Raw genomic sequence first — 15391 nt, forward strand, 5'->3', positions numbered from 1 at the left:
TCAGCGTTCCTAGTGCTGCGCCTGACCTGGCAACGGACGAGGCTGCGGAGCGCTGTGAAGCAGAAGAGCACCACGGAGACGAACTACAAGACGATCCGCTCACGACTCACCGGTGTCGTCGTCGTCCCCAGCATCGTCCTGCTCATCATGTGGGCGCTGTTCTCGTCGTACACCCTGTTCGACGGCTTCTACCTCCGCGCGGTCGCCTCCGGTGTGAAGGACGCGTCGATCCCGGCGGTCCAGACCTTCGCCGCGCTGCAGAAGGAGCGCGAGCTCAGCATGACCGCGCTGAGCCAGCCCACGCTCGGCACCAGCAACCTCGAGGTGCAGCAGGCCGAGACCGACCGCGCGGTCGACGGGATGCGCGCGGCGTTCGACGAGCTGGCGTCCCAGGCGCCGCAGGAGATCGTCGACAAGATCAACGCGCTGAACGTGCTGCTGGACCAGCTGCCGCAGCGCCGCTCGGCCCTCGACGCCGGACGCGCCTCGAAGTCCGAGATCTACACCTACTACAACAGCCTCCTCGACGCCGGTGACGCGCTGTTCAGCGTGCAGGCGCGCGTGGTGCCCGACCACGAGTCCGTGAAGGGCGCCATCACCGCCGAGGAGTACTTCAAGGCGGCCGACTGGATGTCCCGCGCCACGTCGCTCGCGTCGAGCGCCCTGGCCGCCGGGCAGTTCACGCCCGAGGAGCACATCGAGTTCGCCAACCTCGTCGGCGCCTACCACTCCTCCTACGACTCGATCGCGCCCTACGCCCAGCCGGAAGTGCGCGAGCACTACCAGTTCATGATCGAGGGCGACCAGTGGAAGCGGCTGGTCGAGTTCGAGGGCAGATTGATCCAGAACGGCTCGAAGCCGAGCAACGCCGGGTCGCTGCAGGAGTGGCAGAACGTCAGCGGCCCCATCTCCGACGAGCTGACCGCGCTGGTCAGCGAGCAGGCGTCGAGCGCGGTGAACGTGACCATGGGTCGCGGCGAGAGCAAGTTCCGCACCGTGCTGATCGGCAGCCTGGTCGCGCTGCTCGCCGTGATCATCGGGATCCTGATCGCGATCCGCACGTCGAACCGCCTGGTCAACCGGGCCCTGATCACGCGCCTCACCGCGTTGAAGAAGGACTCGCTGACCCTGGCGCACGAACGGCTGCCCGACATCGTCGACCGGCTCCGCGAGGGCAAGCACGTCGACGTCGAGGTCGAGGTGCCGCCGCTGGACTACGGCAGCGACGAGATCGGCCAGGTGGCGGACGCGTTCAACGCCGCCCAGTACACCGCCGTCGCCGCGGCCGTCAAGGAGAGCCAGGCCCGCGAGGGCGTGAACCGGGTCTTCCTCGACATCGCGCACCGCAACCAGGGCCTGGTGCACCGCCAGCTGAAGATCCTGGACAAGCTGGAGCGCGAGGAGGAGAACCCCGAGCAGCTCGACGCGCTGTTCCAGCTCGACCACCTCGCCACCCGCGCCCGCCGCAACGCGGAGAACCTGATCATCCTCGCGGGCGAGCAGCCCGGCAGGCAGTGGCGCAAGCCCGTGCGCCTGCTCGACGTGCTGCGCGCCGCGGTCGCCGAGACCGAGCAGTACGTGCGGGTCAAGGTGAACCCGGTGCCGGACACCGCGCTGGTCGGCGCGGCCGTCGCCGACACCATCCACCTGATCGCCGAGCTCGTCGACAACGCCACCGCGTTCTCCTCGCCGCGCTCCCAGGTGCAGGTGCACGCCAGCGAGGTACCGCAGGGCATCGTGGTCGAGATCGAGGACCACGGCCTCGGCATCAACCCCGAGGACCGCGAGCAGCACAACGCGATGCTGGCCGACCCGCCGGAGTTCGACGCGATGCGCCTGCGCGGCGAGTCCCGGCTCGGGCTGTTCGTGGTCGCCCGGCTGGCCGCCCGCCGCGGCATCCACGTCGAACTGCGCGACTCGCCCTACGGCGGCACGCTGGCGCTGGTGCTGATCCCGTCCGCGATCGTCGCGGGCCCCACCACGGCGACGGAGCCCGCCGAGACCCGGCAACTGCCCCGCCGCTCCTTCCACGACATCCCGGAGCAGGGCGACGACTCAGTGCGAGACGCCAGGTTTCCCGACAGTTCCCGAGACCTCGAGGGGTTCTGGGCCCAGGCCGAGGCCGCGGCCAACGAGCATCCCCTTCCAGAGGTCGAACGACTGAGCGGCGGGCTGGACCTGTCGCAGCGCAGCGGCGAGCTCGACCTGCCGCAGCGGAAGCGGGCCACGTCCGAGTGGCCCGCGGACGAGCCGGAGTCGGCCGCCGCCGTCGCCGACCGACCCGAACTGCCACGCAGGCGCCGTCAGCAGAACCTGGCGCCGCAGTTGGTGCGCAACGATTTCCACCCTTCGCCCGAACCGCTCCCCGAGGTCGACCCCGAGAAGTCCGCCGAGAGGGTCCGCAAGGGCCTGTCGGCGTTCCAACGGGGCACACGCGACGCCCGTCGGACACCCGCCGACGACCTCGAACCCTGACCAGCAGTGGCCGGACGACTGGAAACCGGAAAGGCAACCCGATGAACGACATGACCAGCCAGCACAACGAACTGAACTGGTTGTTGGAGGACTTGGTCAACCGGGTGGTCGGAGCTCGGCACGCGGTGGTCCTCTCGGCCGACGGTCTGCTGCTGGGCCGCTCGCCCGGGCTGTCGAAGGACGACTCGGACCACCTGTCCGCGATGGCCTCGGCGTTCCAGAGCCTGGCCCGCGGCACGGGACGGCACTTCGGCGGCGGGGCGGTGCGGCAGACCATCGTCGAGATGGAGCACGCCTACCTCTTCGTCACCGCGGCCGGCCACGGCGCCTGCCTGGCCGTCCTTGGCGAAGAGGACTCCGACATGGGCATGATCGCCTACGAGATGAACATGCTCGTCAAGCGCGTCGGCACGTACCTGTCGTCGGCGCCGCGCGGCACCGCCGCGGCGAGCCTGCCGGCCGCTCGAAGGTCCTCCTGATGGCGGGCCGCGAGGACTGGTGGTACGACGAGGCCGCGGGCCCGCTCGTCCGCCCGTACGCGATGGTGCGCGGTCGGACCCGCCCGCTGCGGCCGGAGCTGCACCTGGTGACGCAGGTGCGCGCGATGCCGTCGGCGTCGGACCCGGACGCGTTGTCGGTCGAGCACCTGGAGATCATGGAGCTGTGCCGGCGCCCGTTGTCGGTGGCGGAGGTCGCCGCGTACCTCGATGTGCCGCTCGTCGTCGTCAAGGTGTTGTTGAGCGATCTCATCCAGCGCGGTGACGTCGTGATCCGAGACCCCTCCCGAGTCCCGCAAGTGCCGGACCGGAACCTGCTCCAGGCGGTGTTGGATGGTGTCCGTGGAATCTGAGCGGCCGGGTGGGGAACTGCTCGTACCCACCCCAGTGAAGATCGTCATCGCCGGTGGCTTCGGCACGGGGAAGACGACGATGGTCAACTCGGTCAGCGAGATACCCCCGCTGCACACCGAGGAGCTGCTCACCGAGGCCGGTGTCGGCGTCGACGACGTGCTGGGCCTGGAGTCCAAGGAGACGACCACGGTCGCGCTGGACTTCGGCCGCATCACCATCAACCCGGAGGTGGTGCTGTACCTGTTCGGCACCCCGGGCCAGAACCGGTTCTGGTTCATGTGGGACGAGCTGGCCTACGGCGCGATCGGCGCGGTGATCCTGGTCGACACGCGGCGGCTGGACAGCAGCTTCCCGTCGATCGACTTCTTCGAGCGGCGCGGCATCCCGTTCATCATCGCGGTGAACTGCTTCGAGGGCGCGCACAGCTACGAGGTGGACGAGGTGCGCCGCGCGCTGGACGTGGACGCCGCCATCCCGCTCGTGCTGTGCGACGCGCGGGACCGCGAGTCGGCCAAGACCGTGCTGGTGAGCCTGATCCAGCACACCATGGACCGGCTCGACGCCATGGCCTGACCGGTCGACGGCCACCGCGGCCGGAGGCGGGTGACCGGGACACCGGTCACCCGTCCGCCTACACCACCGGTTCGAGCCTGCAGTTGAAGTGCCGCAACAGCTTCGGCACGTGCGTCAACCGGTAGCCGGGCACCCGCTCGGGGTCCTTCGCGATCTCCGCCAGCGTCTCGCCGACGTACTCCAGGTGGCTCTGGGTGTAGACCCGGCGCGGGATGGCCAGGCGGACCAGCTCGTACGGCGCGGGCTTGACCAGCTCACCCGCGTCGTCCAGCTCGCCGAGGTACAGCGAGCCGAGCTCGGCGCACCGGATGCCGCCCGCCAGGTACAGCTCGGTGGCCAGGGCGAACCCCGGGAACCGGCTCGCCGGCAGGTGCCGCAGCAGGCGACCGGCGTTGAGGTACACCGCGTGCACGCCGGTCGGCCGCACGCTGTCCACCCCCGCCGCCCGGGCCAGCTCCGCCACGTACGCGGTGGCGTCCGCCCGGGCCCGCAGGTACTCCGGCTCGGTCACCTCGAGCAGGCCTTGCGCCAGCATCTCCAGGTCACGGCCGGAGAGACCGCCGTAGGTGCGGAAGCCCTCGGTCGCGATCAGCAGCAGCTCGCACTTGGCGGCCAGCTCGGGGTCGCGGAGGGCGAGCAACCCTCCCATGTGGACGATGGCGTCCTTCTTCAGGCTCGCCACGCACCCGTCGGCCAGCCGGAACGCCTCCTCCGCGACCTGCCGCGGTGTGTGGTGCTCGTAGCCCGGCTCCCGCTGGGTGACCAGCCACGCGTTCTCCGCGAAGCGCGCCGCGTCGAGGAAGAACGGCACGCCGTGGCGGCGGGCGATCCCGGCCACCGCCTTGAGGTTGGCCATCGACACCGGCTGCCCACCACCACCGTTGTTGGTGATGGTGAGCAGCACGACGGCGACGTCTTGCGGGCCGGACAGGATGGCTTCCAGCGCGTCGAGGTCGATGTCGCCCTTGAACGGCGCGTCGTCGTCGAGGTCCTTGGCGGCCTGGCACGGCAGGTCGACGGCCTGGCCGCCGAGGATCTCGACGTTCGCCCGCGTGGTGTCGAAGTGCGTGTTGCTGACGCTGACCTGGCCCGGCTTGAGCAGGGCGGTGAACAGGATCCGCTCGGCCGCACGCCCCTGGTGGACGGGGAAGGCGTGCGGGTAGCCGGTCAGGTCGTGCACCACGTCGTGGAAGCGGTAGTAGGAGCGCGCACCGGCGTAGGTCTCGTCACCACGCAGTCCCGCCGCCTGCTGCTCCGCGGACAGGGCGCCGGTGCCCGAGTCGCTGAGAAGGTCGATCGTCACGTCGGTGGCGGCGAGGTTGAACGGGTTGTACCCGGCTGCGGCCAACGCCCGTTCGCGGTGTGCGCGCGTGGTGATCGGGATGGGCTCCACGACCTTGATGCGGTACGGCTCCATCGTGGGCATGGGTGACTCCTAGCCTGCCAGGCTGACCGAACGGGGCGAGGCCACGTCGTAGGCCTCGGACGAGAGGTAGACGGTGATCCCGGGGCGGGGCCTGCCCATGCGCAGCGACACGTGGGCGATCAGGCCGACGCCTTCGTCCAGCGGACGTCGGGCGATGGTGCGCAGCGCGCTGTCGAACTGCGTGGGGTCCAGGTCGTACTTGGCCATCACCGCGAGCACCCGGCGCCGGGCCTCTTCGTCGTCGGCCACGTAGTCCCGGATCGGCACGTACAGGGAATAGCCGCTCGGCGCGTCCGCGTCGCCGTCCAGGAACGTGTAGCTGGAAATGAGCGGACGCTTGTCGAACGTTCCGGTGCTGCCGCCGGTGAGCAAGCAGAAATCGGGCACCCTGTCCACATCGACACCCCGGGCGGCGCTCGCCGCACGCGTGACGTCCGTTACATCGGCTGCGTGGTGGGAGATGTAGACCTTCACCCGCGCCCGCCGTTGTTCGACCAGGTCGAGTGCGAAGAAGGAATACTTGTCAAGTCCGGGCCTGGTGACCGCGTGGGAGCGCAGGGTCGGGAAACCGGCGGCGAAACCGGTCCGCTCCAGGCCTTCGCGCACCAACTCTTCGGCGACCGCCTCGCCGCGCACTTCCGGGTTGAAGTAGACCTTCACCGCGGGTGCCTCGTCGCGCCGGAAAACCAGTGAGTACCAGAACGTGAAATCGCTTTCCGGGTGCTCCGGCAGGAACAAGCTCCTGACCGCGTCGAAACGACTGGTGTCCAGGTCGCCGCGGCGCTTCATCCGGTCGAGCGCGGCGAGCGCCGCCGACGTGTTGGCCGCACGGGAAGGCCTGGTCGCGGTGGGTTCGACGATGGTGCGCAGGGTCGGGGACTCACCCGCGGCGAACGCCGTCGAGAACTCGACCGGGGTGTGGTCGTCGGCGACGTCGGAAGGCCAGGCCGGGCTGGTGGAAACCGGCCGGAGGCCGCCGGGTCCGAGGGCGTCCGCGAGCAGTCCCACGGAGTTGAAGCTATTTTCGGTGATACCCAGCGAATGCAACAGGGCGCTGAGCTGGCGGCCCGTGAAATCGCGTATGGATACTTTTTGAGGGTCCAAGGCGGGGTTCTCCTCGTGGGGGGCGAGTCGAAAGTTACGCTAGGCGAAGCAATCTTGTCCACCAGGCGGCCGTAGCGTGACGTAGGGCACTCTAAAGGCAGGTCACAGGTCCTGTCGATCAGTAACCCCGAGGAAGACGACGGTAATCAAGGATACTCCGAACGGCCTATTGACGAGGTGTGCGTCAGTCTTTCGCACTAATGACCCGGCGCGGACCGATGACGGATCGTGTTATTTTGTACCGACCGTTACCCGAAGCGCGGTCGATCGTTTGCCGGCTAATATTGTTAGCCATTCAAGACGCTGCTGTTAATTGTTCGCGGCGCGTTCGGCGTGACGGCGGCGACCGCGGTGTGGTAAAGCGACCCGGACACGCGGACGGGGCCGCCGATCACCAGGATCGACGGCCCCGCGGGCGCCCGGCGCCGGGTTCAGGACGCGTAGTTGTGGAACCCGCGCCCGCTCTTCTTGCCCAGCAGCCCCGCGTCCACCATGCGCAGCAACAACGGCGGCGGCGAGTACAGCGGCTCCTTGAACTCCTCGTACATCGACTCGGCGATCGCCTTGGTGGTGTCCAGGCCGATCAGGTCGGTCAGGCGCAGCGGACCCATCGGGTGCGCGCAGCCGAGCACCATGCCGTTGTCGATGTCCTCGGCGCTGGCGAACCCGGACTCCAGCATCCGGATCGACGATAGCAGGTAGGGGATCAGCAGGGCGTTGACCACGAACCCGGCCCGGTCCTGCGAGCGGATGACCTCCTTGTGCAGCACCCCGGTCACGAACGCCTCGGCCCTGGCCCTGGTCTTGTCGCCGGTCAGCAACGACGGCACCAGCTCCACCAGCTTCAACACCGGCACCGGGTTGAAGAAGTGCACGCCGATGACCTGCTCGGGACGGCTGGTGGCCATGCCCAGCTTCATGATCGGGATCGAGGAGGTGTTGGACGCGAAGATCGCGTCCGGGTCCACGACGATCTTGTCCACCGCCGCGAACACCTCGGTCTTGACCTGCTCGTTCTCCGCGACGGCTTCCACGACCAGGTTCCGGTCGGCGAAGTCGGCGAGGTCGGTGGTGAACCGCAGGCGCTCCAGTGCGGCGTCCCGGTCCTCAGCGGACAGCTTGCCGCTGCGCACACCCCGGCCGAGCGAAGAGGCGATCCGCCCCCGCGCGGCCTCCGTGGCGTCCGGGCTGACCTCGGCCACCAGCACGTCCAGCCCGGCCCGCGCGCAGACCTCGGCGATGCCGGAGCCCATCAGGCCCGATCCCACCACTCCAACACGTTGAATGTCACTCACGCCCCGATCCTGCCAGGGGCGCCGGTCGGGGGCACATCACCACTGGGGTTTTCCACAGCCGACCGGGTGGTGCTCCTCATGGTCGGCCGTCGCGGTGACGCCTAGCGTCGACCGCGTGATGATCAACACTGCGATTGCCGGCGCGCTGCTGGCCGTGACCGGCACGTTCCCCGCCCTGGACGGGTGGGTGGAGCAAGGATGGGCGTCCAGTGCCCTGCTCACCGTGGAGGACTCCGCCGGGACCCGCGCGGACGCGGCGGGCGAGGCCGTGGTCGGCGGGCACTTCCGGATCGGCAGCGCGACCAAGACGTTCGTGGCCACCGTCGTGCTGCAGCTCGTGGACGAGGGCCGGGTCGGGCTGGACGACCCGGTGGACCGGTACGTGGCCGGCGTGCCGAAGGGCGACCTGATCACGGTGCGCCAGGTGCTCAACCACACCAGCGGCCTGTACGACTACGCGCACGAGGAGGGCTACTCGACCAACCGCTGGCGCGGCGCCGACCGGTTCCGCACCTACCAGCCCCGGCAGCTGCTGGACGTGGCGTTCGCCGGCACGCCCTACTTCGAACCCGGCGAGGGCTGGCACTACTCGAACACCAACTACATCGTCGCCGGGATGCTGATCGAACGCGTGACCGGCCGGACCTACGGCGACGAGGTGCGTTCACGCATCCTCCGCCCCCTCGGCCTCACCCGCACCACCGTGCCGGGGTGGTGGCCCGGCCTGCCCCTCCCGCACGCCCGCGGCTACACCGAGGTCGACGGCCGACTGGTCGACGCGACCCTGATGAACCCGACCCTGGACTGGGCGGCGGGCGAGATGATCTCCACCGCCGACGACCTCAACCGGTTCTTCGACGCGCTCCTGGGCGGTCGGCTGACCAGCGCGGCGTCCCTCGCCGAGATGCGGCGGACGGTGGACGACACCGGCACGATCTTCGCCTACGGCCTCGGGTTGCAGCGGTTCGACCTGCCGTGCGGCCGTTCGGTGTGGGGTCACGGCGGCGAGCTGATCGGCTACCTCACCTACGCCACCCGCGCCGACGACGGCACGCGGGCCACGTTGTCCTACAACCCGTTGCCGGCCGAGGTTCCCGGGGAAGCCGTCATCGGCCTGTTCGGCTCGGTCTACTGCCGGTAGATGACCGGGTCCGGCACCCGTCGGCGACGGCGGGTGCCAGGCTGGTCGGCATGGGCCTCGAAGTGGCGCTGATCCCGTTGGGCGCGTCGGTGGTGCGCAGCGCGCTGAAGCTGTGGTTGGGGGACAAGTCGATCACGGCCGCCGTCGGCGGCACGGGGGTCGACCTGCTCGAGAAGCGGCTCACCGGCGCGCTCGACCAGCGCAAGCTGCGGCGGATGGGCGAGCAGTTCACCGACGCCGTGGTCGAGCGGGTGCAGCCGATCATGGACACCGAGTACCGCCGATTACCCGAGCACGAACGGCTCGCCGCGATCGAAGCCGTGCGCGAGACCTTCGAGCGGGCCGCGCTGGACGACGACGACCTGTTCGCCGCCGACCTCGACGCGCGGCGGCTCGACCGGCACCTGCGCGCACGCGCGGCCGACGCCCTCGACGGCCTGCCGGCGGACGGCGTCCAGCTCTACGGCCTGCTGCTGCGCGAGTGCGCCGGGTACGTCATCGAGATCGCGCGCGAGCTGCCGCCGTTCGGCCCGAGCGCGTTGACCGAGATCCTGCGCCGGGAGACCGAGGTCATCGCCGGCATCCGCGACGTGCTGGCCCGGTTGCCGCAACGGCGCAGCTCCACCGACTTCTCCTACGACTACCGGCAACTCGTCGCCCGCACGCTCGACCAGGTCGAGATGTTCGGGGCGACGCTGTCCGAGGCGAGCCGCCGCTACCCGCTGTCGGTGGCCTACCTCAGCCTCACCGCCGACGGCCGGGCCACCGACCACTTCACGCCCGGCCGCCGGGTGGAGGACCTGCTGGCCTCCGGCGACCGGATCTTCATCCGCGGCGAGGCCGGGCTGGGCAAGACGACCCTGTTGCAGTGGATCGCGGTCCGCAGCGCCCAACGGGACTTCACCGAGCCGTTGACCAGGTGGAACGACACCGTCCCGTTCTTCGTCCCGCTGCGCCGCTACGCCGACCGCGAGCTGCCGCCTGCCGAGCGCTTCCTGGACGAGGTGGGCCGCCACATCGCCGACGAGATGCCACCGGGCTGGGTCCAGCGGCAACTGCGCTCCGGCCACGGCCTGATCCTGGTCGACGGCGTGGACGAGCTCGCGCCGCACCGCCGCCAGGAGGCCCGCGAGTGGCTCCGGTCGCTGGTCCTCGCGTTCCCCGCCGCGCGGTTCGTGGTGACCTCGCGCCCGAGCGCCGTCGACCCGGACTGGCTGGCGGCCGACGAGTTCGCGGTCGCGTCCCTGCAACCGATGACGTCGACCGACGTGCGGGTGTTCGTCCAGCGCTGGCACGACGCCATGCGCTCGCACCTGTCCGACGACCTGGCCCGCGCCGAGCCGGCGGACTACCAGGAACGGCTGCTGGAGCAGTTCCGCGCGCGGCACCACCTGCGCAAGCTCGCCGGGTACCCGCTGCTGTGCGCGTTGCTGTGCGCCCTGCACCGCGACCGGCGCGGCCACCTGCCGGACAGCCGCATGGAGCTGTACGACACCGCGTTGCAGATGCTGCTGGAACGCCGCGACGCCGAGCGGCGCATCGAACCGCTGCCGGGCCTGTCCCGGACCCGCAAGATCATCCTCCTGGGCGACCTCGCCTACTGGTTCATCCGCAACGACCTCACCGACGCGCCGGTCGACCGCGCGATCGGCCAGGTCGAGCGCCGGTTGACCTCGATGCCGGAGGTCGAGGCGTCCGCGGAGGAGGTGTACCGGCACCTGCTGGAGCGCAGCGGCCTGCTGCGCGAGCCGGTCGAGGGCCGGGTCGACTTCGTGCACCGCACGTTCCAGGAGTACCTGGCGGCGGGCGCGGCGATGGACGTGGACGACATCGGCACGCTCGTGTCCCACGCGCACCTGGACCAGTGGCACGAGGTCGTCGTGATGGCCGCGGGCCACGCCTCGCGCGGTCGGCGCGATGAACTGCTCGACCAGGTACTGACCCGCGGTGACGCGGTCAAGGCGCACCGCGCCACCCTGCACCTGCTCGCGGTGGCGTGCCTGGAGACCGCGCCGGAGTTGACACCGGGCATCCGCGACCGCATCCAGGACCGGGTCGCGCGCCTGCTGCCGCCGCGCTCGGTGACGGCGGCCAAGTCGTTCGCCTCGGCGGGCGCGTTCGTGCTGGACCTGCTCGCCGCCTCCCGACCCCGCACGGAGGTCGAGGTGGCGGCGACCATCCGCGCGGCGGCCGCGATCGGCCTGGACGACGCGTTGCCGCTGCTGGCCGCGTACCGATCGGATCCCAGGGCACGGGTGCGGCAGGAACTGGTGCTGGCGTGGAGCAACTTCGACCCGGAGACCTACGCGGCGACCGTGCTCGCCGACGTGCCGGTCCAGTCCGTCAGCCTCACCGACCCCGACATGACGCGCGGGCTGCGCCACCTGACGCACGTGCGCCGGGTGTCGTGCGTCGCGCCGCGGGGTGCGCTCGACTTCGTGCCGCCCCAAGTCCACGTGCTCGAACTGCTCGCACAGGGCGAGGTGGACCTGGCTACGTTGGACACGCCGTCGTTGACGCACCTGAGGATCGTGCGCCCCGGCAGGCTGGACCTCGCGCCGCTCGGGCTGCTGCCCGCGCTGCGCTCGGTCCGCGCGACGGCCGCCGAGACCACCGGTCTCGACGGCCTGCGCCGCAGGGCGGACCTGTCCCGCCTGAACCTCATCGGAGGCTGCGACGCCACCGAGCTGGCCTCGCTGAAGCGTGGTTGGGGGTTGCGGGTGCTGAAGCTGGCGAGCGTGCGCGGCCTGCGCGACCTGCACCCGTTGGCGTTCCTGGCGGGTCCGGGGGAGCTGCGGATCGAGGACGCGCCCCTGGTGGACGTCGACGCGGTCGAGCGGTGGGCCGGGACGCTGCTGCACCTGGTGCTGCGCAAGTGCGGCACCCTCGACATCGGACCGATCGCGGCGTTGCGGAACCTGGTGAAGCTGGACCTGGCGCACACGACGGTGTTCGACCTGCGGCCGTTGGCCGGGCTGTCGCGGTTGGAACGGCTGGTGGTCGGCTCCGCGCGGGACGCGCGGGCCTTGGCGCCGATCGCCGGGTTGCCCAACCTGAAGGAGATCTCCTTCACCGAGGGCAGTCCGGTGAACCTGGCGGCGTTCGCCGGGCGGCGCGGGCTGGTGGTGAAGGTCCAGGGCCTGCTGACGAAGGTGGTCGGGGCCGAGCTGCTCGGCGAGGGCAGCGCCGTCGAGGTCGTCTCGTCGGTGTCCCAGAAGGCCAGTCCGTGACGCGCCTGCCTCGTGACGCGCCGGCCCGTGACGTGTCAGCCGGTGACGTGTCAGCCCGTGACGCCGAAGTCCTGCGTCCAGTAGACCTTGTTGCTGCCGTCCACGGCGTGGGCGACGCCCAGGTCGCGCAGTTCGCAGTTCACGATGTTGGCCCGGTGGCCCTCGCTGTTCATCCAGGACCGCACGACCTCCTCGGCCGTGCCCTGACCAGCGGCGATGTTCTCCGCCATCAGCCGGAAGTGGTACCCCGCATCGGTGACGCGCTGCCCCGCTGTGCTGCCGTCCGTGCCGGTGTGGCTGAAGTTGCCGGTGCGCGCCATGTCGTCGCTGTGCCGCTTGGCCGCGGCGGCGAGCTGGGCGTTGGAGGCGAGGGCCGGGCAGCCGACGGCGGAGCGTTCCCCGTTTGTCAGGGCCAAAACCTGCTCTTCGAAGGTCTGGGTGGCGAGGGCGGGCGTGGCCGTGGCCAGGAGTGCCGCGACCGCCAAATCTGCCGTGAACGTCCTGCGCTTCATGTCTCTGTGCCTCCTCGTGGGCGGGTCCCTGTTGTCAAGGGGTTCCCACCTACGAGAGGACCTGTACTCCACGATAGGTGGAACCGTGGTGACTTCGTGTCAACCGACTCCCGGGGCCCCGTCGTCTTGGGGGTGGAGGTAAACGATGCGCAGTGATCCGGGGTCCCCCGAGGGGTTCGCCGAGTTCGTCGCCGAACGGTCCGACTCGCTGGTCCGCGCGGCGTGGTTGCTCACCGGCGACGCCCACAAGGCCGAGGACCTTGTGCAGGTGGTGCTCGTGCGTCTGTGGGAGCGCTGGTGGAAGGTCGACGAGCCGGGCGCGTACGCCCGGCGGGTGCTCTACACGACGTACATGACCTGGTGGCGGCGGCGGTGGCGGGCGGAGACGCCGTCGGTCGCGGTGCCGGACACCGTGACGCGGGACGACGTGGAGGGCGACGCGGTCGTGCGGCTGGCCGTGCGGGCCAGACTCGCGCGGTTGAGCAGCCGCCAGCGGGCGGTGGTGGTGCTGAGGTTCTTCGAGGACTGCAGCGTGGAGGACGCTGCCCGGGTGCTGGGCTGCTCCACCGGGTCGATCAAGACGCACACGTCACGTGCGCTCGCCGTGCTGCGGGAGGACGCCGTGCTCAGGACGTTGATGGACGAGGGGGTAGTGCTGTGAGGGGCTTGCGCGAAGTGCTGGCCGACGCCGTGCCGGACCTGCCGGAGGTTGACCGGGTGGCGGAGGTGGGCCGACGGGTGCGAAGGCGACGCCGGACCCGCGGGGTGGTGGCGGCGGGCGTGGTCGTCGCGCTGACCGCGGGCGCGTTGGTCGGCACCCAGTGGTTCGGCTCCGTGCGGGAGGAGCGCCCGGTCGCCACCCCGCCGATCGCGGTGATCCCCGCGCTCGACTGCCCGGCCGAGGTGCGGCATAAGCCCCCGCGGCAAGGATCGGAGGGTCCGGTGGCGGACGAGTCGGCGGTGAACGCCCTGCTCTGCGTCTACGGCTCGCCGCCGGGTGCCTACTACCGCGCCGAGATCCGGCACGACGTCGCGACCGTGGTGCGGGCGATGAACGAGTTGTCCGCCGAGTACCCCTACCCGTACAAGGTCGACGTCTGCCCGATGGATGGGCGCCCGTACTACGCGATCGTCTTCGGCTACCCGGACGGGACGCGGCACCAGGTCCGCGTCGACCTGAACTGCGGCACGCTGTTCCGCGACGACCTCATCCGCTTCGGCGACATCACGCGGCCGGTGGATGTGTTCGCCGCGATCGTGCGCGCCGACGGCGGCGATCCGCCGTACCTGCCCGGCGACCGGTGACCGGTGGTCGGGTGGCGGTGCGAGCCGCCACCCGACGTGCCCGTCAGTCCTTCAGCTCCTGCTCGGCCTGCGCGATGGCCGCGAACTCCTCCTCCGGCGCGGCGGCGACCAGGTGGTGGCGGCTGTAGAACCAGAAGTACGCCAGCGCCACCACGACGATGCCCGCGGTGATCCCGGCGGCCAGCTCGTCCACGAAGAACGTCGCCACGACCGCCGCCACCGCGAGCACCAGGGCCACCCCGGTGGTCACGACGCCGCCCGGCGTCCGGTACGGCCGCGCCAACCCCGGCTCGCGCACCCGCAGCACGATGTGCGACACCATCATCAGCACGTACGACAGCGCCGCCCCGAACACCGCGATGTTGATCAGCGTCGCGCCGCTCTTCAGGATCGCCGCGAGCACGAACCCGATGGTGCCGGGCACGATCAGGGCCAGGTACGGCGTCTTGCGCTTGCCGGTCCTCGACAGCCAGCGCGGCAGGTAGCCCGCCCGGGACAGCGCGAACAGCTGCCGCGAGTACGCGAAGATGATCGAGAAGAACGACGCCACGAGCCCGGCCAGGCCCACGTAGTTCACGACCTGCGCCAGCACGTTGTCGCCGCCGTAGGCCGCGCGCACCGCCTCGGGCAGCGGGTTGCCGGACGACATCAACGCCGCCGAACCCGCACCGCCCGGCGCGAACACGAGGATCAGCGCCGCGAACACCAGCAGCGCCACCAACGCGCCGATGATGCCGCGCGGCATGTCCTTCTTCGGGTCACGCGCCTCCTCGGCCGCCAGCGGCACGCCCTCGACCGCGAGGAAGAACCAGATCGCGTACACCAGCGCGCCCAGCGCACCCGTGACGCCGAACGGCAGGAACCCGCCGTCCCCGATGTCGAACAGCTTGGCCGAGTCGAACTTCGGGATCATCCCGGCCACGAACGCGATCAGCGCGACCACCGCGACGCCGGTGATCACGAACATCAGCCGCAGCGCCTCGCCGACGCCGTACAGGTGCACGCCGACGAAGATCGCGTAGCAGACCAGGTACACCGGCCACGAGCTGGTGAGCCCGAACAGCCCGAGCGCCTGCACGTAGTCGCCGATGAACACGACGATCGCGGCCGGCGCGATGGCGTACTCGACCAGGATCGCGACGCCGGTCGCGAAACCGCCCAGGGGTCCCAGCGCACGGCGCGCGAAGCCGTACCCCGCGCCGGCCACGGGCAGCGCGGCGGCCAGCTCCGCCAGGCCGAACACCATGCACGTGTACATGGCGCCCATCAGGATCGTCGCGACCAGCAGGCCGCCCCAGCCGCCCTGGGCGAGCCCGAAGTTCCACCCGGCGAAGTCGCCGGAGATGACGTACGAGACCCCCAGGCCCGCCAACAGCACCCAGCCCGCGGCGCCGCGCTTGAGCTGCCGGTGCTCCAGGTAGTCGCTGCCCACCTTCTCGTACTCGACGTGTTTGGCCATCTGCGCTCCCTAATGGGTCA

13 protein-coding genes are annotated in these 15391 nt (G+C 70.5%); 8 read left to right on the forward strand and 5 right to left on the reverse strand.

Annotated features, from left to right (window positions below):
- Window positions 1-54: 54 nt before the first annotated feature.
- Genes AB0I91_RS32730 through AB0I91_RS32745 form a run of 4 tightly spaced genes read left to right on the forward strand, consistent with a single transcriptional unit; the run spans window position 55 to window position 3899 of the window.
- Window positions 55-2475 (forward strand): sensor histidine kinase, encoded by a 2421-nt coding sequence (locus AB0I91_RS32730; RefSeq protein WP_499640428.1) that lies wholly within the window; start codon window positions 55-57, stop codon window positions 2473-2475.
- 41 nt (window positions 2476-2516) lie between these two features.
- On the forward strand, window positions 2517-2954 hold the full coding sequence (locus AB0I91_RS32735; protein ID WP_230565585.1) for a roadblock/LC7 domain-containing protein: 438 nt from the start codon (window positions 2517-2519) through the stop codon (window positions 2952-2954).
- Complete coding sequence (locus tag AB0I91_RS32740) at window positions 2954-3325, forward strand: DUF742 domain-containing protein (RefSeq protein WP_498778839.1); 372 nt, start codon at window positions 2954-2956, stop codon at window positions 3323-3325. The genes AB0I91_RS32735 and AB0I91_RS32740 overlap by 1 nt, the downstream gene beginning before the upstream one ends.
- A complete protein-coding gene (locus AB0I91_RS32745; protein WP_053718069.1) occupies window positions 3306-3899 on the forward strand; it encodes a GTP-binding protein in 594 nt (197 codons plus the stop codon). Before AB0I91_RS32740 ends, AB0I91_RS32745 begins: the two co-directional genes overlap by 20 nt.
- A 58-nt stretch (window positions 3900-3957) precedes the next feature.
- Here AB0I91_RS32745 and AB0I91_RS32750 read toward each other — a convergent pair whose 3' ends face one another.
- From AB0I91_RS32750 to AB0I91_RS32760, 3 genes are all read right to left on the reverse strand, one after another.
- Complete coding sequence (locus AB0I91_RS32750; protein WP_499640430.1) at window positions 3958-5325, reverse strand: tryptophanase; 1368 nt, start codon at window positions 5323-5325, stop codon at window positions 3958-3960.
- 9 nt (window positions 5326-5334) lie between these two features.
- Window positions 5335-6429 (reverse strand): tryptophan dimethylallyltransferase family protein, encoded by a 1095-nt coding sequence (locus AB0I91_RS32755; protein ID WP_498778836.1) that lies wholly within the window; start codon window positions 6427-6429, stop codon window positions 5335-5337.
- Between the two features lie 431 nt (window positions 6430-6860).
- The gene (locus AB0I91_RS32760; RefSeq protein WP_498778834.1) at window positions 6861-7724 is read right to left on the reverse strand and encodes a 3-hydroxybutyryl-CoA dehydrogenase; all 864 of its coding nucleotides are present in this window, start codon (window positions 7722-7724) and stop codon (window positions 6861-6863) included.
- 118 nt (window positions 7725-7842) lie between these two features.
- Here AB0I91_RS32760 and AB0I91_RS32765 point away from each other — a divergent pair, with 118 nt between their 5' ends.
- Together AB0I91_RS32765 and AB0I91_RS32770 are read left to right on the forward strand one after the other, a co-directional pair.
- Window positions 7843-8865, forward strand: coding sequence for a serine hydrolase domain-containing protein (locus AB0I91_RS32765; protein ID WP_499640467.1), 1023 nt, complete (start codon window positions 7843-7845; stop codon window positions 8863-8865).
- A gap of 50 nt (window positions 8866-8915) precedes the next feature.
- A complete protein-coding gene (locus AB0I91_RS32770; protein ID WP_499640432.1) occupies window positions 8916-12095 on the forward strand; it encodes an NACHT domain-containing protein in 3180 nt (1059 codons plus the stop codon).
- Window positions 12096-12145: 50 nt separating this feature from the next.
- On the opposite strand, the gene AB0I91_RS32775 is transcribed toward AB0I91_RS32770, so the two are convergent.
- On the reverse strand, window positions 12146-12607 hold the full coding sequence (locus AB0I91_RS32775; RefSeq protein ID WP_499640434.1) for a CAP domain-containing protein: 462 nt from the start codon (window positions 12605-12607) through the stop codon (window positions 12146-12148).
- A 145-nt stretch (window positions 12608-12752) separates the two neighbouring features.
- Here AB0I91_RS32775 and AB0I91_RS32780 point away from each other — a divergent pair, with 145 nt between their 5' ends.
- The gene (locus AB0I91_RS32780; RefSeq protein ID WP_499640436.1) at window positions 12753-13268 is read left to right on the forward strand and encodes a SigE family RNA polymerase sigma factor; all 516 of its coding nucleotides are present in this window, start codon (window positions 12753-12755) and stop codon (window positions 13266-13268) included.
- Window positions 13265-13912 carry a hypothetical protein gene (locus AB0I91_RS32785; RefSeq protein WP_499640438.1) on the forward strand — a complete coding sequence of 216 codons (648 nt, stop codon included), beginning with the start codon at window positions 13265-13267 and terminating at the stop codon, window positions 13910-13912. Before AB0I91_RS32780 ends, AB0I91_RS32785 begins: the two co-directional genes overlap by 4 nt.
- Window positions 13913-13955: 43 nt before the next feature.
- Here the strand turns inward: AB0I91_RS32785 and eat are convergent, their stop codons facing one another.
- Window positions 13956-15371, reverse strand: a complete 1416-nt coding sequence (eat, locus tag AB0I91_RS32790) for an ethanolamine permease (protein WP_499640440.1) — start codon at window positions 15369-15371, stop codon at window positions 13956-13958.
- Window positions 15372-15391: the final 20 nt, after the last annotated feature.

The sequence above is a fragment of the Actinosynnema sp. NPDC049800 genome (assembly GCF_040656635.1).
Taxonomy (GTDB): domain Bacteria; phylum Actinomycetota; class Actinomycetes; order Mycobacteriales; family Pseudonocardiaceae; genus Actinosynnema.